This window comes from Polymorphobacter sp. PAMC 29334 (assembly GCF_019431245.1).
GTDB classification, from domain to species: Bacteria; Pseudomonadota; Alphaproteobacteria; order Sphingomonadales; family Sphingomonadaceae; genus Polymorphobacter_B; species Polymorphobacter_B megasporae.
Genome location: NZ_CP080242.1, coordinates 698,159 through 723,508 on the forward strand (window position 1 = coordinate 698,159; position 25,350 = coordinate 723,508).

24 protein-coding genes are annotated in these 25,350 nt (G+C 64.5%); 19 read left to right on the top strand and 5 right to left on the bottom strand.

From position 1 onward, the window contains the following. Window positions 1-2 precede the first annotated feature (2 nt). The 17 genes from KZX46_RS03170 (at window position 3) to KZX46_RS03250 (ending at window position 14,447) form a co-directional block, all read left to right on the top strand. On the top strand, window positions 3-338 hold the full coding sequence (locus KZX46_RS03170; protein WP_219773866.1) for a hypothetical protein: 336 nt from the start codon (window positions 3-5) through the stop codon (window positions 336-338). After that, the gene (locus KZX46_RS03175; RefSeq protein ID WP_219773867.1) at window positions 335-820 is read left to right on the top strand and encodes a TrbI F-type domain-containing protein; all 486 of its coding nucleotides are present in this window, start codon (window positions 335-337) and stop codon (window positions 818-820) included. The genes KZX46_RS03170 and KZX46_RS03175 overlap by 4 nt, the downstream gene beginning before the upstream one ends. A gap of 189 nt (window positions 821-1,009) precedes the next feature. Then, a complete protein-coding gene (locus tag KZX46_RS03180; protein WP_219773868.1) occupies window positions 1,010-1,576 on the top strand; it encodes a S26 family signal peptidase in 567 nt (188 codons plus the stop codon). Then, window positions 1,573-1,767 carry a hypothetical protein gene (locus KZX46_RS03185; protein WP_219774267.1) on the top strand — a complete coding sequence of 65 codons (195 nt, stop codon included), beginning with the start codon at window positions 1,573-1,575 and terminating at the stop codon, window positions 1,765-1,767. The genes KZX46_RS03180 and KZX46_RS03185 overlap by 4 nt, the downstream gene beginning before the upstream one ends. Window positions 1,768-1,802: 35 nt before the next feature. Further along, window positions 1,803-2,426 (top strand): type-F conjugative transfer system protein TraW, encoded by a 624-nt coding sequence (gene traW / locus KZX46_RS03190; protein ID WP_226895915.1) that lies wholly within the window; start codon window positions 1,803-1,805, stop codon window positions 2,424-2,426. Continuing rightward, window positions 2,423-2,674, top strand: coding sequence for a hypothetical protein (locus KZX46_RS03195; RefSeq protein WP_219773869.1), 252 nt, complete (start codon window positions 2,423-2,425; stop codon window positions 2,672-2,674). The genes traW and KZX46_RS03195 overlap by 4 nt, the downstream gene beginning before the upstream one ends. Further along, window positions 2,671-3,126: a hypothetical protein gene (locus KZX46_RS03200; RefSeq protein ID WP_219773870.1), complete on the top strand. Its 456-nt coding sequence runs from the start codon at window positions 2,671-2,673 to the stop codon at window positions 3,124-3,126. The genes KZX46_RS03195 and KZX46_RS03200 overlap by 4 nt, the downstream gene beginning before the upstream one ends. Before the next feature lie 47 nt (window positions 3,127-3,173). Beyond that, window positions 3,174-4,154 carry a conjugal transfer pilus assembly protein TraU gene (gene traU, locus KZX46_RS03205; protein WP_219774259.1) on the top strand — a complete coding sequence of 327 codons (981 nt, stop codon included), beginning with the start codon at window positions 3,174-3,176 and terminating at the stop codon, window positions 4,152-4,154. After that, entirely contained in the window at window positions 4,154-4,942 is a 789-nt protein-coding gene (trbC, locus tag KZX46_RS03210) for a type-F conjugative transfer system pilin assembly protein TrbC (protein ID WP_219773871.1), read from the top strand. The genes traU and trbC overlap by 1 nt, the downstream gene beginning before the upstream one ends. Further along, entirely contained in the window at window positions 4,939-5,523 is a 585-nt protein-coding gene (locus tag KZX46_RS03215; RefSeq protein WP_219773872.1) for a DUF2726 domain-containing protein, read from the top strand. The genes trbC and KZX46_RS03215 overlap by 4 nt, the downstream gene beginning before the upstream one ends. Continuing rightward, window positions 5,520-7,205: a conjugal transfer protein TraN gene (locus KZX46_RS03220; RefSeq protein WP_219773873.1), complete on the top strand. Its 1,686-nt coding sequence runs from the start codon at window positions 5,520-5,522 to the stop codon at window positions 7,203-7,205. Before KZX46_RS03215 ends, KZX46_RS03220 begins: the two co-directional genes overlap by 4 nt. A gap of 17 nt (window positions 7,206-7,222) precedes the next feature. Continuing rightward, window positions 7,223-7,585 carry a hypothetical protein gene (locus KZX46_RS03225; protein ID WP_219773874.1) on the top strand — a complete coding sequence of 121 codons (363 nt, stop codon included), beginning with the start codon at window positions 7,223-7,225 and terminating at the stop codon, window positions 7,583-7,585. Beyond that, window positions 7,578-8,420 (top strand): conjugal transfer protein TraF, encoded by an 843-nt coding sequence (gene traF / locus KZX46_RS03230; protein ID WP_226895837.1) that lies wholly within the window; start codon window positions 7,578-7,580, stop codon window positions 8,418-8,420. Before KZX46_RS03225 ends, traF begins: the two co-directional genes overlap by 8 nt. Before the next feature lie 27 nt (window positions 8,421-8,447). After that, window positions 8,448-10,079: a conjugal transfer protein TraH gene (locus tag KZX46_RS03235; RefSeq protein ID WP_226895838.1), complete on the top strand. Its 1,632-nt coding sequence runs from the start codon at window positions 8,448-8,450 to the stop codon at window positions 10,077-10,079. Window positions 10,080-10,137: 58 nt separating this feature from the next. Continuing rightward, a complete protein-coding gene (locus KZX46_RS03240; protein ID WP_219773875.1) occupies window positions 10,138-12,972 on the top strand; it encodes a conjugal transfer protein TraG N-terminal domain-containing protein in 2,835 nt (944 codons plus the stop codon). A gap of 335 nt (window positions 12,973-13,307) precedes the next feature. Then, window positions 13,308-13,601, top strand: coding sequence for a WGR domain-containing protein (locus tag KZX46_RS03245; protein ID WP_219773876.1), 294 nt, complete (start codon window positions 13,308-13,310; stop codon window positions 13,599-13,601). 75 nt (window positions 13,602-13,676) lie between these two features. Then, window positions 13,677-14,447: a S1/P1 nuclease gene (locus tag KZX46_RS03250; RefSeq protein WP_219773877.1), complete on the top strand. Its 771-nt coding sequence runs from the start codon at window positions 13,677-13,679 to the stop codon at window positions 14,445-14,447. Between the two features lie 41 nt (window positions 14,448-14,488). Here KZX46_RS03250 and KZX46_RS03255 read toward each other — a convergent pair whose 3' ends face one another. The 5 genes from KZX46_RS03255 to KZX46_RS03275 form a co-directional block, all read right to left on the bottom strand. Further along, entirely contained in the window at window positions 14,489-15,913 is a 1,425-nt protein-coding gene (locus KZX46_RS03255) for a UvrD-helicase domain-containing protein (RefSeq protein WP_219773878.1), read from the bottom strand. 131 nt (window positions 15,914-16,044) lie between these two features. Continuing rightward, on the bottom strand, window positions 16,045-17,310 hold the full coding sequence (locus KZX46_RS03260) for a DUF1173 family protein (RefSeq protein ID WP_219773879.1): 1,266 nt from the start codon (window positions 17,308-17,310) through the stop codon (window positions 16,045-16,047). A gap of 284 nt (window positions 17,311-17,594) precedes the next feature. Beyond that, window positions 17,595-20,636, bottom strand: coding sequence for a MobF family relaxase (gene mobF, locus KZX46_RS03265; RefSeq protein WP_219773880.1), 3,042 nt, complete (start codon window positions 20,634-20,636; stop codon window positions 17,595-17,597). Then, window positions 20,633-23,449 (bottom strand): type IV secretion system DNA-binding domain-containing protein, encoded by a 2,817-nt coding sequence (locus KZX46_RS03270; RefSeq protein ID WP_219773881.1) that lies wholly within the window; start codon window positions 23,447-23,449, stop codon window positions 20,633-20,635. Before KZX46_RS03270 ends, mobF begins: the two co-directional genes overlap by 4 nt. Continuing rightward, window positions 23,439-23,756 (bottom strand): hypothetical protein, encoded by a 318-nt coding sequence (locus KZX46_RS03275; RefSeq protein WP_219773882.1) that lies wholly within the window; start codon window positions 23,754-23,756, stop codon window positions 23,439-23,441. The genes KZX46_RS03270 and KZX46_RS03275 overlap by 11 nt, the downstream gene beginning before the upstream one ends. Window positions 23,757-24,449: 693 nt before the next feature. Here KZX46_RS03275 and KZX46_RS22690 point away from each other — a divergent pair. Together KZX46_RS22690 and KZX46_RS03280 are read left to right on the top strand one after the other, a co-directional pair. Beyond that, window positions 24,450-25,151 (top strand): hypothetical protein, encoded by a 702-nt coding sequence (locus KZX46_RS22690; protein ID WP_226895920.1) that lies wholly within the window; start codon window positions 24,450-24,452, stop codon window positions 25,149-25,151. Further along, on the top strand, window positions 25,033-25,335 hold the full coding sequence (locus KZX46_RS03280) for a helix-turn-helix transcriptional regulator (RefSeq protein WP_226895916.1): 303 nt from the start codon (window positions 25,033-25,035) through the stop codon (window positions 25,333-25,335). Before KZX46_RS22690 ends, KZX46_RS03280 begins: the two co-directional genes overlap by 119 nt. Window positions 25,336-25,350 lie beyond the last annotated feature (15 nt).

A 25,350-nucleotide genomic window follows, 5' to 3' on the forward strand; every position in this document is an offset into this window, starting at 1 on the left:
GTGTGAGCGGTGGTCCGCGCGTTCACGCTGACCTAGTTGCCGACCTTGCCTATATCACCCTGAAGACCGCTGGATGGCTCGCCGGCAACCTGCTCGGCATCCTTGGCTGTGCGGTGGCGATGTTCATCGTCATCAGCCACGGCCGCGTCGACACCTTCTTCCTCCACGTCGACAACCTGGCGTCGCGCTACGTCGCCGCCGATCTCGGTCGCCGCGAGCTGTTCGAGCATCAGCTGGTGCAGGTCTTCGTCATCGTTCTCGGGGTGACCCTCGCGGTCCGCGGGCCGCTGTTCGTCAAGCGCCTGCGCCGTGAGTTGCGCGAAGGGAAGGGGGCATGAGCGCTGCTGATCCCCTCTACCTGCCTGGGTTCGACGCCCCACGCGACGGCGAACCCGTTGCGGTGGGTGATACGCCGCTAGCACCGGTCGCGCTGCAGGACCGCACGTTCGCTGGCTTGACCATTCCGACGCTGATCCTCGCGGCGATCGTGTTGCTGCTCGGCCTGTTGTCGGCGTGGCAGACGCGCGAGATCCTCGCGTTGCGCTCGCACCGCATGGTCTCGGTCAGCCTTGCGACCATCGTTCGGGATTTCATTGCCACCGAGGCGCACAACGGTGGCACGCCCGAGACCTCGGCGATGCGGACCAAGCTCTATCTCGCCGCGACCCAGGCGTCGATCCGCGAGCTCACCGAGCAGGGCACGACGGTGCTGGTGTCCGAAGCCGTCGCTGGCAACTCGGTGCCTGACGTCACGCCGGCGCTCAAGGCGAACATCGATGCCAAGCTGAAGGCCGTCCAGATCTCGGCGGCGGGGAGGTAGCGATGCCGACGGGGCCCCACGCTGTTGTCGTCACGATCAGCATGCTCCTTGCCGCTGCCAGCGTCTTGGTCAGCGATGGTTCGTCAGGCCGCTGTGGTGCGCTTTCCGCGGGGCTCGGTCTGATCCTGTGCTTCATCAAACCCTCGCGCGGCTCCCGTGTCCGCGCCTGCAACTCGGCTGGAGGCGAAGATGCCCGCTGACAAGATCATTGGTGGCTCGTCCGCCAGCGTGGCGACCGACAAGGAACGGTTCTGGACTGGCAAGCGCAAGCGCTTCTATGCGACGATCGCCGGCGCCGGGCTGATCTATGCCGCCGCGAGAAGCCTGTCGGACTGGCGCGACACCCATACCATTCTCATCAATACGACGACGTCGCTGCCGAACTGGGCGTTCGTCCTCGACAAAAGCCACGAGCCCGTACGCGGTGCGCTGGTCTTCTTCGACCCACCGCCGTCGCCGCTGATGACCGCGCACTTCGGCGCGCACCCGTCGGCGTTCGGCAAGCGCGTCTACGGCGTCGCCGGCGATTTCGTCACCCGCGTCGGTCGCACATTCTTCGTCAACGGCCACCCGGTTTCGGTGGCGAAAGCGACCTCGACCCGCGGCGAGCCGCTCGCGCTTGGACCGACCGGCGTCATCCCGCGCGGCTGCTTCTACGTCGGCTCGGGCCACAAGGATGGTTTCGACAGCCGCTACGCTGCGATTGGCTGGATTTGCATGAAGCGCGTGTTCGGCACCGGGACCGCGATCCTGTGACCGTCGCGGTCGCCTGGGTCCGTTCGGGTGTGCCGATGTGGGAGGCGTGGGACGTCGAGATCTCGCGGGCTGAAGCGATTGCCGAGATCGACAAGCATGATGTCGAAGGTGGCTCGGCGGCCTTCCTCACCGAGGTCGGTGACAAGTCGATCTATCGTGGCGCGGAGGTGCTCGAGTGGCTCGGCTACTAGGCCCCGTCGCTCTCCCGCGCCTCGCCTGTGCGATCGTGGTAGCGTGCTTGGCTGCAAGCACGGTTGCCGCGCGCGACTACGGCCAGCTTGGTACGACCACCCCGGTGATCGAGCCCGACCTTCTCGCGGCGATCGAGGCGCGTCTGCTCGCGGCGCAGGCCTCGGGCAAGATCGCCGCGATGAACAAGACGCTCGCCGCGCGGACCGAGGCCAAGGTCAAGCGGCCGCCGCCGGTCGAGGGCCTGTCGCCGACGACAGCGGTGCGGTCGTGGACATACGATCCCACGATTACGGTCGGCAGCGACATCTCCGACCATCGCGGCAACCTGATCATTCCCAAGGGCCGCAAGGTCAACCCGCTCGACACCGTCTCGCTGCGTCAGAGCCTGGTGTTCATCGATGCCGACGACGCGGCGCAGCTTCGTTGGGCGATCAAGTCGACGACGGTGCTCAACGCCAAGCTGATCCTCACCGGCGGGTCGCCGTTCACCGTGATGAAGGCTGAGCAGCGCCGGGTGTTTTTCGACCAGGGCGGCAAGCTGGTCGCCAAGTTCGGCATCCGCCACACGCCCGCAGTCGTCGAGCAGGCCGGGCATGTCCTCAAGGTCACCGAGGTCGTGCCGCCGCGAGCAGCCGCGCGTCGCGAGGCCGCCCTGTGACGGCCGCGATCCTCACCCGCGATTCCGCATTCCGTCGCTGGCTCGCCGCGCGTCCCGGTCTGTGGCTCGAGGTCGGCGCGCTCGATGATGCGTGCTCGCTGCTCGCGTTGATGGTCGAGCGCCGGCGTCTCGCGTTGCCGCCGATCGCCGCGCTGAGAGTGCCGCGTGCAGCACGGAGGCGGCATCGCGCGGTTCCAGCTGAGCGGCGCGAGGCGGACGCCAATAGTGTCAGTGGAGGTCATTTATGAACATGATCGACCAGAGCCGGATGGCGACGCCGCCGGCACCGCAGCCGCCGTACCTGCGGCGCTTGCGTATCGCCAGTGCCACGCTGTGCCTCATCACCGCGCTTGGCGTCGCCGGCATCGAGCCGATCCGCCAGTTCAGCATCTATGCGGTCGGCGTCGTCGCCGTCGCGATGATCGGCGCTGTCGTCACCGTCCTGCTCTATTGGGTCCTGCGGCGTCGGGTCGAAACCGCGTACTGGACGCCTGCTCGCGAGGCGGCTCACATCGACAGTGTCGTTCGTGGCATCGATCTGAGGCGCGCGGAGGGAAGGGGTCGACCGGCCTCCGGTCGCCGCAACGTCATCGTTCTCGATCGACGTGCCGCCGCACCCGAAGGGGTGTTTACCCGGCTGTGGGCGGCGACCGTCAGGCTCCGCCGCGGTCACAGCGCAAAGTGGTGGACGCCGCGATGAAGCGCGGGTCTTTCCTGTTCCGAGCGCTGGCGCGTGTGTCGATCATCATGGCCGCGTTCGGCCTTGGCGCGGCACCGCCGGTCGCAGCGGCCCCCGGCGTCTGCACCGGCCACTTCGTCAATCCGATCACCGACATCTGCTGGGGCTGCCTCTTCCCGTTGTCGGTGGGGGGCCTGTCGATCTGGCCGTCGTCGAACGTCGACACCTCGAACCCGGCGCTGCCGGTCTGCGCGTGCGCGACTCCGGTCCCCCGGATCGGTATCGCTATGGGGTTCTGGGAGCCGGTTCGGCTTGCTGATGTCTCGATGAAGCCGTGGTGCTTCGTCAACCTCGGCGGCCTCAAGCTCGATCCCGGGTTCGACATCGGGTTCAAGACGATGGCGGGGCCGAGTGCCGTCGGCGGTGACCAGCAGAACAACGGCAGCTGGCACATTCACTGGTACATGTACCCGCTGATCTACTGGCTCGAGCTGATCGGCGACTGGATCTGCCTCGAGAAGGGCTCGATCGACATACTCTACCTGACCGAGATTGACCCGCTGTGGCAGGACAGCGAGCTGACCCTGATCATCAATCCCGAAGCGGTGATCTTCTCGAACCCGCTCGCGGTCGCCGCCTGCGCCGCCGATTGCGCGCTCGCCTCGACCCATCTGCCCAACGACGCGCTGTTCTGGTGCGCTGGATGTCAGGGGACGATGTACCCGCTCAACGGCAATAACTCGGCGCAATACGGCCACGTCCAGGGAAGCCGCCTCGCGCTCGAGCGGTTCGCGTTCAAGCTCCACCGTGAAGCGATCGCGTGGGGGACGTCTGGTGGGGCGGCGCTATGCGGGCCGTACGTCATGCCGATCATGCAGAAGTCGCAGTATCGGTTCCAGATGACCAACCCGGTGCCGTCGACGTTCGGCCCGGCGACCTGTCCGCCGATCGGCGCGACGACCGCGGTCGGCTCGGGTCAGATGCTGCCCGTCATCGGCGAGGACATGGGCTACCTCGTCTGGCGCAAACGCAACTGCTGCGTGCTGTGATGGCCGATCGTCTCACCTCAGCGCCCCGCCTGCGCCTTCTCCTCCCCGCGCTTCTCGTGCTGGCGGTCGACGTCATCGTCGTGCCGTGGCTCGCACCGATTCACGCCCAGGTTGTCGAAGGCGTCGATGTTGGCGCAGCGCGGGCGCGGGCCAAGGCGCAGTCGCACGACCTTGAAGCGTTCTCGGCTGAGGTCGGCAAGCGCGGCGAAGCGCTTCGTCAGGAAGCCCTCGATATGCGCACCGGAGCGCAAGCGAACCGTGCGCGCATCGGCTCGGTCAAGACGGGCGGTGCCAAGGGCGTATTCGACTTCGATGCGATGATCGCCGGCGCCGATGCCGCCGCCACGGGCAGCAAGCTCGAGCGTCCCAAGCTCATCGTGTTCGCGTCGCTGTCGATGCCGGTGCCATCGCTCAAGACGCTGTGCCGCGACGTCACCAAGGCAGGCGGCGTCGTGGTCTTTCGCGGATTCAAGAACGGGTCGGTCAAGGATTTCATGACGGGTCTCGCGCCCGCGTTCGACAAGGGGCAGAAGATCGACGGCGTTGGCATCGATCCCCGACTGTTCCGGGCGTTCGATGTCCAGGCGGTGCCGACCTATGTCGTGACCGCCGGCGACGTCGAGCCGTGCGATGGGTTTCACTGCACAACGACGTTGCCCGCGTACGATCGCGTCGCTGGCAACGTCACCACCGACTATGCGCTGTCGACGATCGCCGGTGGGCGCGGTCCCGGATCGGCGGCGGCTAAGGTCTATCTTACGCGGCTTCGGCGCGGAGGGCAGGGGTGACGCCGCAGTTGCATGCGCAGTTGACGGCTGCGGGCCAAGCGGCTGCCGGAGGCGTGTGGCGCGTCGCCGGTGGGTATGCGCTGCTCACGTGCGGGATCGTGGTTTTGCTCCTGCTCATTCGCATTGCCGGTCTTGGAGCGGGAAGGCCGTGGCTGTCGCGCATCGAGCGGAAGCGTCTGATGACCCCCGCAGAGGTCCGGTTTTGGCACGTTCTTGAGACCGCGCTGCCCGACCAGCGCATCTTCGCCCAGGTCGCGATGGGGGCCTTGCTCAAGCCGGTTGCGGGTCTCTCAGGTAAGGAGTGGTGGTCGACGTTCGGCCGGTTCAGCCAGAAGGTCGTCGATTTTGTCGTCGTCGACAGTGCGGGCGAGGTCATCGCCATCGTCGAGCTCGACGATCATTCGCATGTGACCGCCAAGGATCAGGCGCGTGACGCGCTGCTCGCCTGCGGCGGCTATCCGGTCGTTCGATTCCTGCCCGGCGATGGGCGTAACCCGGCCGTTGTTCGCGCGAGGCTTATCGCGGGTGCGGAGCCGGGTCCGCAGCGACCGGCCCGCCGTCACCTCGAGGCGGTGCGATGATCGGGCGTCGCCTCATCGGTCTGCTCGTCGCCGCGGGTATCGCGTTCGGTGGCGGCGTCGCGATCGGTCAGACCGCGCACGATGACGGCAAGGCGTTCGGGGCATTGCTCCGGCCTCGCGCGGCGACCAATGCCAAGACGACGCCGACGCCGTCGACCATCCCTGGCTACGTCGCCAGCACACCGCCTGAGACGAGCTACTACACGTCGCCGAGCAGCCTCGCCCCGGCTGCCGCGGCTGCGGCACCGGGGACGACCGGTTATCAGGTCGTAACCTCGTCGGTCGCCAGTCGGGCGCATTTTGCACCGGTCGATCTCGACGCGACGGTCGCGCGGGGCAGAACCGTCGCCGCCGATCCGATGACCTATGTCGCCGGCTACGGTGTCGCCGGAGCGCCGGGATCGTGTCATCCGCTGCCGCCGAGCACGCCGTCGGGCGCGACCTATGAGGTGACGTGCAACACCGGCTACACGATTGACCCATCGGTGCCGCATTCGTGCGTCATTCCGGTGACGCCGCAGTTCGCATCGACCTATCGCTACGAATGCACCGACGGCGATTATCGCGGTAATCACACCGCGAGCTGCGACCCGTTCTACGCCGCCGCCTGTAGTGTGACGGCATCGCGGCATGGCCGGTGCCTCGAGGGTGCGTGGCCCGATTGCGTCGAGCCCGGTGATCCGATCTACACGATGACGTGTTCGGCGATCGTTCCCGGGCAGACCCTGCTCGGCTCGTCGACCGTCTATACCGGCTCGGTGACCGATACGAGCGCGTGCGCGACCTGGGCCGGCGACACGACGTGCACGGCCGCGCCCGACGTCTGCACCGACAGCGATCCCGTCACGCGTATCGTCAGCGGCGTATCGGTCACGCAACCGTGTTGGGCGTGGTCGCGGACCTATACCTGTGGCGGCGGCCTCTCGACTGCACCGAGCAACGACTGTTCGAGTCTGCCGACCGGCTGCGTGTTCGAGCGCGAAGACTGCCTGAGCCCAGCGGGCTTGCCGTGCACGACGACCGACCGGGTCTATAAATGCCCGGTGCCGCCGGGTCCGGCCGACAAGACCCAGTTCATCTGTGACGGCGACGTCTACTGCCTCAACGGGTCGTGCGACACGATCGTCCGGACGCCGAACACCGACTTTGCCAACGCCGCGGTCGCGCTCAATGCCGCGAGCCAGGCGGGCAAAGAATTTAACCCCGCCGACCTCACCCTGTTCAAGGGATCGCGGCAGACCTGCCAGAAGGCGATCTTCGGGTTGATTAACTGCTGTGTGCCGCGCGGCCTGCCGCTGCTCGGCGGCTGCAACGCGGCCGACGCCGCCTTGAAGACCCAGCAGGACAAGGGGCTGTGCAGCCTCGTCGGTAGCTATTGCTCGAGCCACACCCTGTTCGGGATCTGCCTGCAGAAGAAGGAGGCGCACTGCTGCTACCTGTCGAAGATCAGCCGCATCCTGCAGGAGCAGGGCCGCGTCCAGATCGGCAAGCCGTACGGCGATCCGTCGAAGGAGACGTGCCCCGGGTTCACCATGGACGAGTTCCAGCGGCTCGACCTGTCGCGGATGGATTTCAGCGAGATCTACGCTGACTTCACCGACGCCGCGGTCCTCCCCGACGAGCTCGCCACGACGACGTCGATGCAGACCAAGATCACCGACTATTTCGCGACGCACCACTGATGGAGGGCAATAATTTCATGACCGTGGCGTTCACTGACAGCGCGGGGATGACGATCATGGAGATCGGCATGGCGATGCTGCTCATGCGGACCGGATCAGCGGAGCTTGACGACTTCGCGGCCGAGTTCGCACGTCAGTTCCGGGTTCCGGTCGAGCCGGTCGACCTTCGCCCCTGCTATACCCGGATGCTCGAGCGGCACTGGATCGAGCCGCATCCGACCGAGCCGCTGCGCGTGCTTGTGACCAAAGCGGGCGAGGACACCACCTTTGCCGCGTTCGCCGGCTTCGTTCGCCTCGTCGACCCGACCGGCGATTACTTCAAGGCGTCGATCATCTTCGGGATGACGACGCGTCAGCACCAGGAGGATGACGATGGGTAACCCTGTGAACCGGGGGCGCGCGCTGCTCGCCTACATTGCGACGCTGATGGCGATCGCTGCGCCGATCGCGCCAGCGATCGCGGCCGACGGTGCCATGATCGAGGACCCGGCCAACGGAAGCAACTTCTATTGTGCCGAGCGCAAACTTGGCACCTGGTTCTATTGCACCAAGCCGAAGGCCAAGCCGGTCGATCCTGCGGTCGCGACGCCGCCCGCAGCTCCGGCCGAGACCGCGACCGAGCGCCTCGACAAGGTCACCGCCGAGCTGCGTGAGCTGAAGGCGAAGGCCATCCTCGAGCCGTCGACCGAGAACATCACCGCCTATGTCCAGTTTCAGCGCGAGCAGCTCGACCGCGCCAGCATGTTCTCCGACGTCTGGCAGCGCGCCGTGTGGCAGAACCCCGAGCTCGACTACACGCTCCAGCGTCCGGTTGGGACCGTCGCCAAGGCGGCGTGGCTCAATGACCGGAAGGTCGACCGCGACCAGGCGATCAACCATCTCGGCGAGCGCTACGGCATCTTCTACTTCTTCGCCCAGTCGTGCGGCGCGTGCGAGATCTTCTCTCCGATTTTGAAGTCGGTCACCGACAGCCATGGTCTGCACGTCATGGCGATCTCAACCGACGGCGGACCGTCCGACGTCTTCACCCATTATTCGGTCGACAGCGGCCAGCGCGAGCGCATGGGCCTGACCTCGAAGGCCACGCCGGCGGTGGTCCTGTTCGACACCGTCACGCATCGCGCGGTGCCGATCGGTTACGGCGTCATCGCCGCCGACGAGCTGATGGACCGGATTTACACTCTTACCCAGACCAAGCCCGGCAGTGATTACTGACCGCGCACCCGCAATCGGAGGCTGACAATGGACGCTCCCCGCTGGTTCCTGCTTGCGCTGCAGGCGTTTCCTCGAGCCGCGGGGAGGGGGCTGGTCTCGATGTATTTGGCACTATGCCCGATCTGCAATCTGGCAAGACTGCTCATCTGGCTGCGTACCAAGATCAGCCTTCGCTCGCTCCCGCGCCTCTTCTGCCGGGCTGCCGGTCACGGCAGCGCGGCGCTGTTCGTCCTGGCCGCCGCTAACCTTCTGGTAGTTCCGCTGCTCACGTCGCCTGCGCGCGCCGACGTCGCCGGCGCGATGGACGGATACTTCAATGACATGGGCGCGGCGGCGAATGTCACCGGACCGAGCGCGTATCAGGGCCAGGAGGCCGGATACTACTCGGCCGGGAATATCTGGACGCGGTTTCCGCAGAAGAACACCAGCCTGATGAACCTCCAGCTGCCGCACGCCAGCGCCGGTTGCGGCGGCATCGACATTTTCGCGGGGTCGTTCTCGTTCATCAATTCGAGCCAGCTGATCTCGCTGATGAAGTCGATCGCCAACAATGCGGTCGGGTTCGCCTTCAAGCTGGCGATCGATACCGTCTGCCCCGAGTGCTCGAAGGTCATGGAGGAGATGAAGCAGACCGCCCAGCTGATGAACAACCAGGCGATCAACAGCTGCCAGATGGCGGCGGGCCTCGTCGGCTCGGTGTGGCCGAAGTCCGATATGGCCGACAAGGAGATCTGTCAGCAGTTCGGCAGCTCGACCGGCGTGTTCTCCGACATGGCCGCTTCCATGGCGGGCTGCGGCAACGGCGGTTCGCGGACGTCGACCCTGACCTCGGCGGCAGCTGATCCGCAGTTCAAGGATGCCGCGGCGATGAGCGTTCCAATCAACTTCACCTGGCACATGATGGAGAAATCGGACTTCTTTGCGCCGGGCGGAACGATGGATACGAGTTTAGCCCAATACGTGATGACGATGGTCGGCACGATCATCTATGTGCCGGCAACCGATGGTAACCCGGGCGTCTACAACACGATCCCGGGCGACGTCTCGACGACCCTGGTGACGGCGCTGCTCGATGGCACCGATGCGACCGGCGCGGTCAAGGTGTGGACGTGCGATACGGCCGACCCGTGCACGGCGCCGACGCTGCAGCCGACGACGATCGCGGCGGCAAAGGCGATCCGCTATCGCGTCAAGGCGCTGATCGACGGCATGGCGGCAAACATGGCGAGCGACACGGCGCTGACCGCACAGCAGATCGCGCTGCTCCAGGTCGCATCATTGCCGCTCTACAAGATCCTCGCGGTTCAGGCGGCTGCCGGGCGCGGTGCCGGCATCGAAAGCTCTGACACGCTCGCCGAGATCACCTCGGTCGACCTGCTGACCTCGATCCTCGATCAGCTGATGGCCGAAGTCGGCAAGACCCGGGCGACGCTCACAGCTGCTGACGCGGTCAAGGCCGAGGCGTGGCAGGCGAACTTCGTCGCGACGCGGACCGCGCTCGCCGAGCGTCAGGCGAACACTCAGGCCAAGGTCTCGGCGCTGATGCAGATCATTCAGAAGACCGCGTTCCTCGAATCGACGCTGGCAGCCCAGATGTCGCCGACGATGACGGCGACGCTCGACTGGTCGCGTTCGGTCGGTTCGCACGGTCTGAACTAGGAGCCCTCGTCACGCGCAGAGGCGCGAGGCGGGAAAGCGCGGAGAAGGAAGGGCGCGTATGTCGGTCGTTGAGGTCTACACGATTGGTGGCGGCGACTATATCGTCAACACCTTCAACGCCGTCGCCGCGTGGACCGGGGAGGGTGGCTACAAGAGCCTGCTCCAGGTCGTCCTCGTCATGGGATTCACCATGTCGTGCCTCGTCGTTGCCTTTAACAGCGACTGGCGGGCGTGGATCAACTGGTTCCTCCAGGGCACGTTGATGTACATGTGCCTGATGGTGCCAAGGGTCGACGTCCAGGTCATCGACCGGATCAACCCGAGCCTCGCGCCGTCCTATATCGCCAACGTGCCGATCGGGCTCGGCCTTGTCGCGAGCTTCACTAGCCAGGTCGGCGATTATATGACGCGATCGGCCGAGGTCGTGTTCGGCATGCCGACCGACATGCAATATTCGACGAACGGCATGGTTTATGGCGCGCGTCTGATCGAAGCGGCGAACTCGATGCGGATCGACGATCCCGAGTTCGCGACCAACCTCGATGAGCATATCCGCAACTGCGTGTTCTACGACATCCTGCTCGGCCACAAGACGATGACTGCTCTCGGGCAAAGCTCCGACTTATGGGCGTCGATCGGTCCTGGCAGCCCCGCGCGTGCCCAGAAATATATCACGATCGATGCGTCGAACGCGACGACAACGACCGACATCGTCACCTGTCAGACCGCCTATGGCCGCTTGTCGACTGCATGGACCGATGCTGAGAACCGTGCGATGTGGGGCTTGGGTCGGTTGCTCTATAAAGGCCCGGACGCGGTCGTCGGTGCCAAGCTCGCGGCCGACCTTGGCGGCGCATATTCCTTTCTGACGGGCGTCAGTCAGGACGGCTCGGCGACGTTCAAGCAGACGTTGCTGTTAAACGCGTTCACACAGTCGATGCACACGATGTCGGCGTCCGGCGGCGGCGGCGCAGTCGACGTCTATGCTCAGACGCGCGCGGAGATCCAGACCAAGAACACCTATGGGTCGATCTCCGCGGCTGCACAGAAGTGGGTGCCGATCCTCCACGTCGTTCTGACGGTGATGTTTTATGCCCTGTTCCCGGTGCTGTTTCCGTTGTTCCTGCTGCCGAGTGGCGGGGTTGCGGCGCTGAAGGGCTACATCACCGGGTTCTTCTATCTCGCGGCGTGGGGACCGCTGTTTGCGATCCTCCACATGATCATGATGCTCAAGGGGGTCGATACGCTGACCGGTGCCGCCGGCGGGGAGGCTCATCAAGTTCCCACGCTGTTCCACATCGGTGGCATCAGCGATGCGGCGAGCGATATCGCAATGCTCGCGGGCTATATGATGGCGTCGGTGCCGTTCCTCGCCGGCGGCATCGCCAAGGGCGCGATGGCGATCTCGAGCAACGCGACGAGCTTCCTGCAGCCGTCGCAGAACGCGGCCGAGGTCGCGGCGAATGAGGCGTCGACCGGTAACATCGCGCTCGGCAACACCAGCCTCGACAACTTCTCGGGCAATAATCGCTCGTCGAACAACTGGAGCGACGTCGCGAGCTACTCGTCGGGCGCGTCGGTTTTCAACACGCGCGGCAGCGACGGGTTCATGACGCACGGCTACCCGGGAGCCGAGGTCGGCGATGCCAGCGGCGCGCTCTCGCGTCTTGCCGTCACCCCATCGCTCACGTCGGATCTGCAGTCGTCGTTCTCGACGTCGGCAACCGAGGCCCGCTCGCGATCGGAGACATTGTCGAATAGCGCGTCGTCCTCTCTCTCCGCGGCAAACACCCAGGCCAGCGAGCTGCGCTCGGCGTTGCAACACACGGTCGCGAACAACAACGACATCGGCGCCGATACGCGGCAATCGATCACGACCGGGCTCAACGCCCAGCAGCAGCTATCGGAGCGACTGCAGCAGGGCGCGCACTTCACGAAGAGCGAGGCCGATGGTGCGGCGTCCGAACTGTTCCTGACGGGTCAGGTCAACGGCAGCTATGGCACGCCTCTCGGGGGCATCGTCGGGTCATCCGTTGGTGTCAGCGGTTCTGCAGGTGGCCGTACGTCGTCGACACACACCACCGGCAACAGCGCCACGGCCGACGTCGGTAAGGCGAACGAGATCCTTGGCAGTGTCGCGAAGTCGGCGACGTTCAACGACCAGCGCGACAGCTTTAATCGTGCGGTGAGAAGCACCGGCGACAGCTCGATCACGGCAAAGGCAGATACCGCCAGCGCGTCCTATACGACGTCGGCAAGCCGTAGCCAGGATGCGCGCACCGCCTACGACCAGTCGCAGCGGTTCGAGAAGGCGGCGTCGCTCCGCGACAGCGAGGGTGTGTCGGTCTCTGGCAACCTTAGCCAGCGGTTCGTCGAGTACGTCCACGGCGAACAGCGCAAGCTCGCCGCCGGCGGGGCTTATGCCGATGGGACGAAGGCATGGAATCCGACGCGCGAGCTTGCCTCGACGCCTGACGAGCAGGCTCAACAGGCGTTCTTCATCGCGGGGTTCGTGAAGTCGGAGCGCGCTCGGGTTGCAGCTGGTGTCGAACCGAGCCTTTCGGCGCCGACGCCGGCGGGGATCGTTCGGCCGAGCGCAAATGGGCAGTCGAAGGTTCATCCGCCGCTCGGTGTCGTGGGCTCGGGCGGATTACCCGCGGCAAGCGGACCGGGCGGTGGATCGCTCGACCAAAGCCGCGCATCGATCGCCGGGGAACTGGCGACGGCCAATCGTGACACCGCACCCATTCTGCAGCGCGGTGAGAGTGATCTTCGAGGCGCAACCGCTGGTGTGACCCGTAATCCCGGCACTACGCTTGACCGAAGCAGCGATCGCGGTGCCGCGCATTGGTTTGATGACAAGGCGAAAGCTATCGCCGACAAATTTAAGTGAGATAATCAGTCACAAGGCCAAAAATGACGATCACGCCAAATGCAACGAAGGGCGCTAACACGACAACCGCGATGGTGCGGGTCACCCACTTCGGCTGTGCCTTTTCGCGGACGAACGCGCCGAGCCGGTTGTTGACGATCGCGTCATTGAGCTAGCGAAAGCCTTCCATGTCGGCGGGACGTGCTGCTTTCAGCGCCGCAACCTCGTCGCGGAGCCGGGCAACTTCATCCTCAAGAGCAACGTCGCTCATCACACCGTCCATCCAGAACAATACAAGTACACTTCTAGCACAATCTGCGGTACGATTCCAGTCCGTTACCGATGGATCGTGCGCCATGCCAAGCCCTTCCACTCCCGCGCCGTACACGCTGAACGACGGTCGGCTTGAGTTGCTGGCGGTCGACCACGCTCGCAATATTGCTCGTCGCTATGCGCTCGAGGTGTCGGAGGATCTGTTCGGGTTCCACGTCGTCGAGACGGCGTGGGGCAGGGTCGGGGGATGGACGACGGCCAAGCGTGTATCGTGCCCGACGCTCGCCGAGGCGGATCGGCTGATCTCCCACCATCTTCGCCGACGGGCGTCGGCCGAGCGACGGATCGGCGCCGCATATCGGCCTGTAGGAGCGTGATGCGGGCCGCCCTAGTCCTCGCCGCCGCCGCCATTGCGATCGCCTCTCCAGCAAGCACGTGGGGCGACAGGGGCCATGCGTGCGATCGCCGACATTGCCTGGACGCAACTGACGCCGGCAGCGAAGCGCGACCTCGCACAGCTGCTGGCGGCTGCGCCCGATCTGGCGACGCCGGCGTGCCCGGTTGGATCGTTCGAGGATGGCGCAATATGGGCGGATTGCGTGCGGTCACAGTACCGCGATCTCTACGCGCAGACCGCGACATGGCATTATGTCGACGTCTCGATCTGTCGGACGTTTCAACTTCCCGAGGACCGTGACGCTCGGTATGTCGTTCGTCGCTACCAACACGAGCTTGCAGTACTCTCCAACCACGGTGCTCCTCCAGCTGTTCGTCTCGAGGCACTACTCTGGGTCGAGCATCTGGTCGGAGATCTCCATCAACCGCTCCACATCGGAGATGATGACGATCGCGGCGGTAACGAGGTGCAAATCCGCCCGCAGTCCGGGCGCTATCCGCTCAACCTCCACGCCGAATGGGACCGGGTGCTGGTCGACGACACCGTGCGTGCAACACCGGGTGGTGTTGCCGGTCTTGCCGCCGCCGCTGCTAATCACTCCGGTCGAGCGCGCGAGTTGTCGCCGACAGCGTGGGCGCGCGAAAGTTGGGATATCGCCGGTCGCGTGGCGTACGGCCGGGCGCTGGATGCCAATTATTGCGACCACGGCCATCGCTCGATCGATGTCGGTGAGGATTACCGGTTCGCGGCCATTCCGATCGTCCAGACTCAGATTGAGCGCGCCGGGGTCCGGCTTGCAGCAGTTCTAAATTCAGTCTTGCGGTAGTAGGAGGCGTCTCCAGGCGGCGCTGGTCGTATCACTCAAGGTTAGCAGAGTTCATCGAACAGTTTTGGCGCGAGGCACAGGCGATAGGTGGCGCGTGAGCATGCGACGTAGAGAAGATTGAGGAGCTGATCCGTTTCCTCGGTCTTGGTCGCATCCTTAGCGCGTCTGGCCATGAGCTCGCGCGGAGAGTCGAAGTCATCAAGGACGAACACGGTACGAAACTCCCGCCCTTTGACCTTGTGTGCGGTCGACACCGTGATCTGCGCGTCGCCTTCCTTGTCACGGTGCAGGCCGGCGAGCCTCTGCAGCAGGGCTGGAAGCTCAATGCCGTGCTTCTCGACGATGTCGCGCAGCCGCCTCGCGTCGACGTCGCCGCGCTCGGCCGCGTCGTTAAACTGCCCCCACGACGTGAAACGGGAAACGTCGGCGTCGGTGACCTGAGCAAGCTGGTTGTGGCGCAGCGCGTAGGCCGATGAAAGTTGACGCTCGAGCCCGGCAAACCCGCCAATCAGGTGGAACGGCTTATCGACCAGCGACAGGCCTTCGAACAGGCGCGCGTTGGTCCGGGCGAGGATTGCGGTGCCGGGGCCGGCACTTGCTGCCCCGCCGTAGCGGATGATCTCATTCTCGATCGCAGGGTTGCCGTGCAGCGGCCGCCGCGGCGGCCGCGAGTGGTGCTTGAGGATGCGGTTGCACAGCGTCGCGATCTTCGGGCCGAAGCGCCAGCTGTGCGTTAGCGGCAATTCCTCCGCCGAGAACTGCTGCATCGCATCGATTGCGCCCCTGAAACGGTAGATCGACTGGTACGTGTCGCCGACCACGACCGTCGGAAGCGCCGCCTTGCGCGCGACTGAGATCAGCACCGGGTTGAGGTCCTGGGCTTCGTCGAGAAGGAGATATGCAAAATTCCCTTCGATCCGATGCCACAGCTCGAACGCCTTGAGGTAAGTGTCGTGGGTAATTGGCAGGTCGTGCCGCTCGAACCGGAGCAGCTTGACGGCGATCGCCTTGACCATGTGGCGGATCGCCGACCGTTGGTTGAGATCCGCGAGCTGGCAGTGGTCGGCGCGCAGCTTGCTGCCGGCATCGATCAGGAAGCTGTCGAGCGTGTTCAGGATAGCGGCACGAACCTGACCGTAGGTCATGCCATCGACCGGGCGGATAAACTCATCGTAGGGGCGCAGGTGCTCGAAGCGGAACTTGTTGATCGGGTCGCCGCGCTTGCCGATCTGCAGCGCGCGGTGTGCGAAGCTATGGGCGGTTCGCGTCTCGATCGAGCCCGGGAACTTCCGCCGCGCCTCGTCGGCGATCGAGCGATTGAACGCCAGATAGAGGCCTTTCGCCGGCCAGCGCTTGGCATATTCGACGAGGGTCGAGGTCTTTCCGCATCCGGCACCGGCGGCAACTTTGATGATGCCTTGTGGCGGTCGCGCGAGAATCTGCGCTTGTTCGGGCGTCGGGGTCATCGATGTCTTACTGATGGTTGGCCGACCGCGCTTCTATGTGCGACCTGCATAAATATATGATCTCGTCGGGATACATGATTAGCGCGGACGACACGAGACGATTGAACGGTCGGAATGCGCGCACCTTAATTTTAAGGGTGCACGGCGTCGAAGAATGGCGGTAGGCGAACTAAGCTATGATCGGCTTTAGAAGCCCAATCAATAATGGAGCTCGCCACGCCGGCTATGGGGAGCGTCGCACCGGGTCGCCACGCAAAATGCTCGACACCTTCCGTTGCTAGGAACGCGGCAAGCGCATCGTTGTCGATCTCGTTTTCGGTATCGGCGGCGATGTGAACGGCGATCGCAGTGGGCTGCGTATCAGTCAATGTGATGTTCGCGATCGTCCGGTCAGGATTCAGGTCGACCCGAAGTCCCTTGACGAACTTTCGCTGTGCCGCGACGGCGATGCGAAGCAGTTCGCGCTCGGGCAAGTTCTCGTATGGCAGCCATTCACGGGTCACCGGCATAAGGGCGATATCGAACATCTCTGCCGCGCCGGATGGTCTCAGCGCGAAGCTGGCAGCGATGATCAGATGACCGTCTTCGGCGGCCGACGATCGCCACAGATCATGCTCGAGCGCAAACCGCTTGTGGAACCGCGCGGCGGTGTCGGTGTCCATGTACAGCGGCCAATCGGCGAGGTGTCGGAGGGTGATGACCTCGCCGTAGCGGGACGCACCGATCGACTTCACCTCGCCGATCACGACCATCAGCGTGTCGGAAACACGGGCAGGGGCCAGCGTCGTATGCCGTCGACCCGCTATGCCGGCGACGTCATCGCTCTTAAACGTCTCGGGGATGAACACGCGCGGGCCGAGCGTGGCGCCTTTGGCCCAGCAGTGTTCGACGGCACCGAGCAGCGCACGGCGAACGACGTACCAGTTTCGTTTGCTTGCCATGCGCGGCACCCAGTGGGTCAGCTCGGCCTTGTACCACAGGACATGAAGCAGGCCGCGCATCGATAGCTTGCGCCCATTGTGCTTCAACGCGGGCTTCTCGTTGGTGATCGCCGACGGGGCTGCACGCGCCGCGCCGCGTTTCAGCGGGAACGCGAGCTTCAAATAGACGTCGCCCGTCTCGTCTTCGCAGACCGCGTTGCCGAGGACCTGGCCGATTCCGGTTAGATCATCAGGAGCATCATAGTGATCGCACCCGGGCAGATGCTGCGCGCCGCTACCAGGCCAGCGTGCAAGCACGCAACCACCGGTTCTTTTGGCGACGTAGAGCGCAAGCTCAACATCGTCCCGGCATTCGCATAGAGCCCGCGCGCGCTTGGCGTGGGCGCGGGCGAGGATCGCCTCGAAGTCCTCATCCGCCGGCGAAACGGACCGGTCGAATAGTCGATAGCTTTGCATATCGTCCCCCCCCCGTTCATCGGCCGGAATCGACTGCGGCCCAAAGTTTGATAATATGGGTTATGTTAAATGATTACAATTGGTTAGGCAGTTTTCGCGTTTGACGATACTCGTCAATAGCCTGCCGGTTGCGTCTGGCGTGCTGGTGCCGAGGCCGCATTCTCCGGCAATGACGGGTCAGCTTGTTGAACGCTTCAAGTAGTGCGGCGGCGATCATCTTCGCCATGTCATTGAAGACTCATTGTCTTTCGCCGTAATTAAGATTGTGGGCTGCGTCATTGCGGCTAGAGGCCGTGATCTGGTTGGATTTCCGGTGCGCGCGCGGGCACGCGCTCGATGAACCGCTCGGGCGGCGCGCGTGACGGTTCTGGTGCCTTCGGCTTCGCATTCCGCGCTGCGATGCCGGCGGCGATCGCTTCGCGCTCTCCAGGGCGGACTGGTGGCGACAGAGAGCGCAGCGCGCCGATAATTTCGAGAGCGCTCGTCTTGTCGCCACTATTGCCCTCGAGGCCGGCGGCGATGCGGTCGTGGCTGTCAATGACGAGCGTTATCGCGTCGCGTGGGCGGGTCGTGTTGACGAGAAACAGCTTGGCGCTCGCGAGCGAGCGTTCGCTGCTGTCCATCACTGCGATTGCGCGGTCGGCGGTCGCCCCCTGGACCTTGTGGGTGTTGAGCGCATAGCCGAGGTCGAGGTTCTTTAGCATCCTGTCGCGGGTGGGAAGCGTCACCTCGATGCCGCTGGCGTTGCGTACGACAACGCCGTTTTCGCCGATCGAGACGACGTCGGCGATGCCGGCGTTGAGCAGGCCGCGGTCGCGGTCGTTCGCGGTCCAGCGCACCTTGTCGTTCTCGCGAAGCTCGATCTCCTTGATCGTGCCGATGCGGAAGCTGTTGGCGGTCCGCCGATCCGATAGGCGCTTCGGGTCGAGCCGATCGACCGTGCCGTTGGCTCGCGTCAGCTCGACGATATCGTTCTTGATCGCCGTCACCGTCGCGCTGCCAGGGGCGATTTTCTGATCCTTGATCTCGCGGCCGATCTCGACGATCGCGCCGATCGCGTAGCTGCTGGCGTAGCGCTCCTGCTCGCGGGTCAGACTGAGCGTGTCGAACACCTGCAGCTTGAGCGACCCGGCCCCTACCCGCCCTTCCTCCACCAGCGCCCGCTGAACGCCCTTGTTAAGCGCATCTCCCAGCACGCGGCTCGACGAGATTAGCAGCGTCGACGCGCGCTCGTCAGGCGTCTGCGCCAGGTACTCGGCGGTGGCGGTGGCGACGAGCCAGTCGCGGCGGCTGTCGCGGTCCCGCAACGTGGGCGCTTCGGCCGCCGCATCGCGGGTCCATGGTTTCAGTACGTCGAGCGCCGCGACGGGTCGGTCGTTGTTGACGTGTTCGGCCGCCGCACGGACAAGTGAGTGCCGGCCACGGAGATTTTCGGTCAACTCTGCTGTCTCGACCCGGTCCTGCGCCTGGGCGAACGGCTTGCCGGCTTCGATCGCGCCAAGCTGGCGCTTGTCACCGACGAGCGCGAGCCGGTCGACGCCGAGGAGGTTGGCGAGCGCGACCAGCTTGGTCGTTTGGCCGGTGCCGAGCATCGACGCTTCGTCGACGACGATGACGCTGCCGTGGAATGCCTCGCGGGCGAACGTGAGCCGCTCGGGATTGACCGTATCCTTCAAGAGCCACTGATGACTGGCGACGAACTTCGCAGTCGTCATCGTGTCGATGCCCGAACCACGGCCGAGATCGTCGACGAGCTTGTGCGTCGGTACCAGCGCGAGAACGTTGCGCCCCTGGGCGCGGGCGACGTCGGCGACCGCGCCGAGCGCGGCACTTTTGCCGGCGCCAGCGATCCCCTGCACCGCGACGATACGGTCGCGCGAGGCGAGGATCAGCCGTCCAGTGCCTTCCTGCCCTGCATTGAGGGTAAACTGCCCGCGGGTCGCGGCAGCGCTCTGCAGACGTTGTCCGGCGTCATCGCGGTCGGCGACGATCGGCACGACGGTGCCGTGATCCCTCGCGATCGCGTCGAGCAGCGCCCGCTCGAAGCCGATCGCCGCGGGCGTCGTCAGCATATGTTTCTGGTCGCCTGTGCCGGCAACAAGCTTGCCTTCGCGGACGAGCGACTTGAGATTGCGTTCGACGTCGCCGATCGTGATTGGCAGGCCGAGATCGAGCGCGGCTTTGATTACCCCGGTGGTGCTAAACGCCGCCTCGCGCTCGTGGAGATGCCGGATTGCCGAGGCGACGCCGTGCGCGGCGGCGACCTCAATTGGGGTGCCATATTCGGCACGCGCGGGGAGTAGTACGGCGTTGTCGTTCAGCTCGATGCCCAGATGCTCGCGGATGTAGTCGACGATACGAGCGGTGCGCTCGCTGATCAGTCGGGTGCCAGCGACGAGCTTCGTCCAAGCGGATGGTCGCTCGGCGGCAGCGGCAGCGGCGGTTCGGGCCGCTTCGACGACGGGGGTAAGATCGATGCCGTTCGCCGCCGCGCGATCTTGCCACGTTTGCAGCAGCTCGGCGCGATCGGCGATATCGGCTTTCTCGGCGCGCGTACGTAACGCGACCTGCTCGAGACCTGCCGGGCTTTGATAGTCGAGGACTTCTGCCGCGGCGGCGAGGATCTCGGCGCGGCGCGTGCTGAACGCCTCGACAGCGTTCCGGTCGACACCAGCGATCTCGAAGCTGCCGTGCTTACCGATGCTGCCGATGGCGTAGCCGAGCTTGGTCACACCTTCGCGGAGATAGGCATGGTAGATCGAGCCGAGCAGCGTGTTGTTCGACCACAGCTTGTCGTTGTGCAGCGCGTGCCATTTACCGTCGGCTGTCTGCGTCGCGTTGGCGATAACGGCATGCACATGCGCCTGGGGATCGAGGTTACGGCTGGTGTCGTGCTGGAACAGGGCAACGATTAAATTGCCGGTCTTGACGACGTTCGCGCCGCCGGCGCCAGTTCGCGCCTCGGCGAGGTGCTTTTCTGCCCAGGCGAGCGTGGCTTTTACTGCTGCCATATTGGCATCGAGGAGGCGGGTATCTCCGCCGACGTAAGCGAGCATCGAGAGCGACTTCGGCGCTGAGAATGTCAGGTCCATCCCGGCGCGGTGAGTGCCGGTCTGGCCGTTGCCGATCACCCTGCCGTCAGGCAAGCGGCCCTTGAGGACCTCGGTGAACGTATCGATCGATACCGACCCGACGAGGCCCGCGGTCTGTGCACCAGCGCCAAGCCATTGCGAGCTCTGTTCGAGGTCCTCGGCGCTGTAGGAGTTGTCGCGCGTGTAGTAGCTCCCCGCGGCCCCTGCCCCGCCAACGCTTGCTGCCGAGATCACCGGCTATGCTCGTCGTCATGGTCGCGGCCGACGTTGAAATCGGCGACGTCCGCTTCGGTACTTTGCTCGGCAGCGCGCCGGTTGGCGGGTGCGGAGACCACGCCTCCCACGATGTCGCTGCGATGCGCGTGCGAGCGATCGCGCGGGCCGAAGTTAAGTGTGAGTTCTTTGAGGCTGAGATGAGGAGGCTGATCTCGACCGACGGCGTCTGATGCCCGGCCAACGTCATCGCCGCGATCGGGTTCTGACGGTTCGCGTTGGGGCGCTGTCTCTCCGGAGGTCGCGCCACCAAGTGGATCGGCGCTTAGCCGCTTAAGGGTCGTCACCATCGCGGGCGACACGTCCGTATTGACCCTCGTCGGGAGGGTGATCAGCTTCGCAACGTCCATCGGGGCGCGCTCGGGTGGCTCGCTGCCGACCGCTGTCTGATAGCCCTCGCCTGTCGTATCGACAGGCGTCCCGGACGTGCCGCCGTTTGCATCATCTTGTGATGCAGGCGTAACCGCGTCGGTCGACGAAGCTAGAACGTTCGGCGCAACCGATGGCCTAACCGTGACGAAGTCTCTGAACGATGTTACCGGTGCGTCGGCAGCCGGATCGGGGTCGAACCCGGGAAGCTGCAGCGGAGCGATCTCGCGCTCAATGAAGCCGGGGGCCTGGCGCCGATATTTGACGTAGGTCAGCTTGACCCGCGCCGCTGGCAACCCTTGCGGGAACTTGAGGTAGCCGTGGAGGTCGGGCAGCTCGCCGAACTCGGTCGGGAGGACCAGCGGCTCGAGCTTGATCTTGCGCTGCAGAGTGGCGGCGTCGCGGACGTTGTCGACGCCGTACGACCAATTCTCCTCGAGCTCGGACCACTCGCCTTCGCCGATCTGCTCGGACTCCCAGTCCTGCGTGCCACGGTCACGGGTGTTCATTAGGAGCTTGGTTTTAGCTAGGCTCGAAATCGTCTCGGCATTGTTGTCGCCGTAGGTTTCGCGCAGCTGCGCCATGGTGTGCACACCAAGAACGAACGCTCCGCCATAGTTGCGGCTTGTCTGCATGCCAGCGACGATTGCCGGGATGTTGTGGAGCGCCCCGATTTCGTCGATCAAGAACCACAGCCGGATGGCGCGCTGGTCGCCGCGCATCGACATCAGCGTGTTGATCGCGGTCGTGATCCACATGGTCAGAAGAACGCGAACGCTGCGGAGATTGACGTGCTGGGCGGCGACGAACAGCACCGATCCTGCCGGGGTTTCCGCAAGCTCGGTCGCGTAGACGGCCCGCGTTTCCAGCTCGCCGTCCTGAGCCGTTATCGGTGCCCTTTCAGACAACTCTGGGTCGGTAGCTCGTGAGACAATTGAGGTTTCGTCTGCGGCCTCATCCTCTTTCCCGTCCGCGCGGTTTCTGTCGTTGGTCGACGCGGCTGCGGCGTTTTCTTCGGTTTCGAAAACTTCCCCGGTAAGGGCGTCGATTATGATCGATTTGTCGTTCGCGGCGGCGCTGTTCTCGACCGCGGCGGCATCACTGACAGCACGGGCTTCAGCTTGCTCGGACGGGGATAGAGACGTGAGGATATCAAGGCCTTCGTCGTGGCCGTATGAACCCTCTGGATCGATACCGAGCACCCAGTCGCGGATCGAGAACAAGGCACCCTCATCCGGGAGCACCATGAGTGCTTGGGCATAGGTATTAAACGTCGCACGGATCGATTCCGCCATGCGCTTGGCTTCGGGGTCTGTCAGCGGCGCGGCGATCGTCCTCGCGACGTGGGCGTGGAGGTCCTTGAGCTTCGACGTCATCAACACTTCGGCCAGTGCCTTGTTGTTGCCCCTCCCCTGCTGGACGAGCCGCACGCAGGTCTCGACGAACAGCATGCGGGCCGTCTCCTGCCAGAAGCTGTCGCCGCCGGTGTCGGCCATCGGGATGAGTGCCTGGCTGACCTCCTTGAAGTGCTCGCGCGTGTGCGCGTCAGCGAACGGCGACCAAGCCGGACAACGGCTATCGAACGGGTTGAGCAAGACGTCGGTTTGCCGGTTGAAGAAGCCTTCGACATAGGTGCCGGTGAGGTCGAAGACGACGGCGCGGTCGCCTCGGGCCTTGATCTGCCGAAGCAGGTCCTTCATCGCCGTCGACTTGCCGGTGCCGGTCGTGCCAACGACCATCGTGTGCGACTGCTCGGCCCGCCAGGGATAAGGCACGCCAGCGATCGTATAAGGCGTGTGGAGCATCCCCTCGACCTCGGCGCGGGCTGCCGGCGTCATCATCTTGATCGTTGCTTTACGACCGTAAAGCTGTCCCGCGATTTTGCGTCTGTCATCGATACATTGGACGCGGTTCAAGGCGACCACGGCGGCAAGCAGAAGTGGCACGTCGCCGATGGTTGCGCCGCGGGTGTGTTTGCGTTGTGTCAGGTCATGTCCAAAGCGCCGAAGCGCGATTGCGGCGATGATCGAAAGCGGCAAACCGAAGACCAGACCAATGCCTGAGCCGTGCCGGAGCGCGGCGGTCATCCGGTCCCACGCTTCGATCAGTGCGGGGTACGAATTGATCATGCTGATCGGGACGCGAACGGTGTCGCCGGCGACCATCTTCAGGCCGATCAGATGGCTCGGATTGAACGCAAAATAGTGCCACACTGAGGCGTAGCAGTGCATCATCCAGTAGTAATCATCGCCTTGATTTGTGTGCCGCCAGAACTGGTAGCCGATCGCGGTCAGAAGAATTGCGACGACGGTCCAGAACATCGGGCGCAGCGCGGTGCCGAACATCATCCCCACCGTCTCGGCGACCTGGCTCCCGCGCGTGAAATCGAGGAAGCTACCGCGCATTGGGAGCCTCCCCAAACTGCGTACGGTAAATCTCCTGAACTTGGGCGACCAAGCCCGGGCTCAGCCGTTCGGCAGTCGCGTTCTGGATGACCATCAGATAGCGAGCGAACTCGAGGACTTCGTCCAGGCGCGCGCTAAGACGGTCGAAATCTGATTGTTGTTTCGATGCCTTGGACGCCTGATCCTGTTCGATCAGAAACTTTAGATAACGCCCAATCGAACCGTGCGCGGCCACGGCCTTGGCTTTTAACGCACGACCTTCATGCTGCGGATAATACACCGACAGCTGATGCAACTTTGATGACACCGACACCTCCGACAAAGTCGGGCGGCGTGGCTTGGCCTGCGAAAAGCGTCACTAATGTATCATACGCATCCGATAACACAACTTCGCGATTATGCCGTTATACCAATGGCTTAAGAGTTTTCATTCACCTTTGCAGGGTGAACCATAGAATATATGTCGCAATGGTATTATATCTATCAGGCAAACCGTACCATAACTGGACGCTACATCGCTGTTATGACTGGCGTTTCGATACCATAAGGCTCCCGCCAAGGTGCGTAGGGTGTGGTAATCTTAAACACCCAATTCGACTGCGCGCAGCCGGGTTCGTGGCACCGTGTAAGGGACTGATTTTCAATAGGGTCGCGGAACCAGGCGGGTGTCTGACGCCGATTATTTGGTGGGGCAGAGGCGAAAGGTGTCGCCGATGTCACGGCGAAGTCTTTTGCCAACATAAGCCGGAACATGCCGGTGGCCGCGGTGCTATCTACGCTGACAATGCCAGCTGACCTCATGCGCCGCGGGGGTCGATCCGCCGCAGCACGCGCGGGGGCCGGGGCGATCCGCGACGTCCTTGGTAGCATCCGGCGGACGCGCGGGGTCAAGCCGGGGGCGCAAGGAGGCGGTCGATGGTGACACGATGCGCGACATTCTCCGCGCGGTCACCGGCGACAGCCCGCGCGCGGTCGGGACCGCGCGCTGCTAGCGATCGGCATGGCGGCAGCGCTGCGCAGTTCCGAACTTGTCGCGCTGACGCTCGCCGACGTCGCGGTCGTGCCGGAGGGACTGCGCCTGGCCGTTAACCGGTCGAAGACCGACCAGCAGGGCGAGGGTGCCGAGATCGCCATTCCCGAAGGCCGGCACCTCGCGCCCAAGACGCTGCTGCTCGCGTGGATCGCGCTCGCCGGCTTCGCCGACGGCCCGGTTTTTCGCAAATTGACGCCTCAGGGCGCGTCACGGCGAATCCGATGTCCGACCTCGGCGTCGCAACTGTCGTCCAGACGCGCGGCGGCGGCGGGGTACGACCCGGCGCTGTTCGGCGGCCATCCGCTACGCGTCGGATTTTTCACCGAGGCGGCGCGGCAGGGCGCGAGCGTCTTCAAGATGCGCGAGGTCAGCTGGCATAAGTCGATGGAGGTGCTGATGGACTATGTCCCCAGCCACGAGCTGTTCCGTGACCACGCAGATGAGGAATTCTATGGCAATAATGGCTATGGCCGTTGTCGTGTAAGATTAGGTGGGCTATACCCGGTATATGCCGCGATCCTCCGCCACTTCGGCGCTTCCTTCTGCCGCTGTGCAGGGTCTGCAGGCGCTCGGTCGCGATCTGGCGATCGCGCGCAAGCGGCGGCGACTGACCCAGGCACTGCTCGCCGAGCGGATGCTGGTCAACGTCGAGACGGTTCAGCGCCTTGAGCGCGGCGATCCGACGGTATCGCTCGGCATTGTCGCCTCGGCGCTATTCGTCTTTGGACTCGGCCGTAGGCTCGCCAGCCTTGCCGCGCCGGCGACCGACGGCGTTGGCGAGGCCGAGGCAATCCGCGCCCTGCCCCGCCGCGTCCGCCGCCCCGCCGCCGCCGATATTGATCTCGATTTCTGACGCCGATGCTTGAGC

What these genes read in the sequence shown, in the direction of transcription:
- KZX46_RS03255 (WP_219773878.1), bottom strand. Translation starts at nt 15,913, where the DNA reads ATGACCCCGACGCCCGAACAAGCGCAGATTCTCGCGCGACCGCCACAA.
- KZX46_RS03235 (WP_226895838.1), top strand. Translation starts at nt 8,448, where the DNA reads ATGGACGCTCCCCGCTGGTTCCTGCTTGCGCTGCAGGCGTTTCCTCGA.
- KZX46_RS03220 (WP_219773873.1), top strand. Translation starts at nt 5,520, where the DNA reads ATGATCGGGCGTCGCCTCATCGGTCTGCTCGTCGCCGCGGGTATCGCG.
- KZX46_RS03175 (WP_219773867.1), top strand. Translation starts at nt 335, where the DNA reads ATGAGCGCTGCTGATCCCCTCTACCTGCCTGGGTTCGACGCCCCACGC.
- KZX46_RS22690 (WP_226895920.1), top strand. Translation starts at nt 24,450, where the DNA reads ATGGCGGCAGCGCTGCGCAGTTCCGAACTTGTCGCGCTGACGCTCGCC.
- KZX46_RS03240 (WP_219773875.1), top strand. Translation starts at nt 10,138, where the DNA reads ATGTCGGTCGTTGAGGTCTACACGATTGGTGGCGGCGACTATATCGTC.
- trbC (WP_219773871.1), top strand. Translation starts at nt 4,154, where the DNA reads ATGGCCGATCGTCTCACCTCAGCGCCCCGCCTGCGCCTTCTCCTCCCC.
- KZX46_RS03245 (WP_219773876.1), top strand. Translation starts at nt 13,308, where the DNA reads ATGCCAAGCCCTTCCACTCCCGCGCCGTACACGCTGAACGACGGTCGG.
- KZX46_RS03180 (WP_219773868.1), top strand. Translation starts at nt 1,010, where the DNA reads ATGCCCGCTGACAAGATCATTGGTGGCTCGTCCGCCAGCGTGGCGACC.
- KZX46_RS03250 (WP_219773877.1), top strand. Translation starts at nt 13,677, where the DNA reads ATGCGTGCGATCGCCGACATTGCCTGGACGCAACTGACGCCGGCAGCG.
- traU (WP_219774259.1), top strand. Translation starts at nt 3,174, where the DNA reads ATGGCCGCGTTCGGCCTTGGCGCGGCACCGCCGGTCGCAGCGGCCCCC.
- KZX46_RS03270 (WP_219773881.1), bottom strand. Translation starts at nt 23,449, where the DNA reads ATGCGCGGTAGCTTCCTCGATTTCACGCGCGGGAGCCAGGTCGCCGAG.
- KZX46_RS03225 (WP_219773874.1), top strand. Translation starts at nt 7,223, where the DNA reads ATGACCGTGGCGTTCACTGACAGCGCGGGGATGACGATCATGGAGATC.
- KZX46_RS03260 (WP_219773879.1), bottom strand. Translation starts at nt 17,310, where the DNA reads ATGCAAAGCTATCGACTATTCGACCGGTCCGTTTCGCCGGCGGATGAG.
- traF (WP_226895837.1), top strand. Translation starts at nt 7,578, where the DNA reads ATGGGTAACCCTGTGAACCGGGGGCGCGCGCTGCTCGCCTACATTGCG.
- KZX46_RS03200 (WP_219773870.1), top strand. Translation starts at nt 2,671, where the DNA reads ATGAACATGATCGACCAGAGCCGGATGGCGACGCCGCCGGCACCGCAG.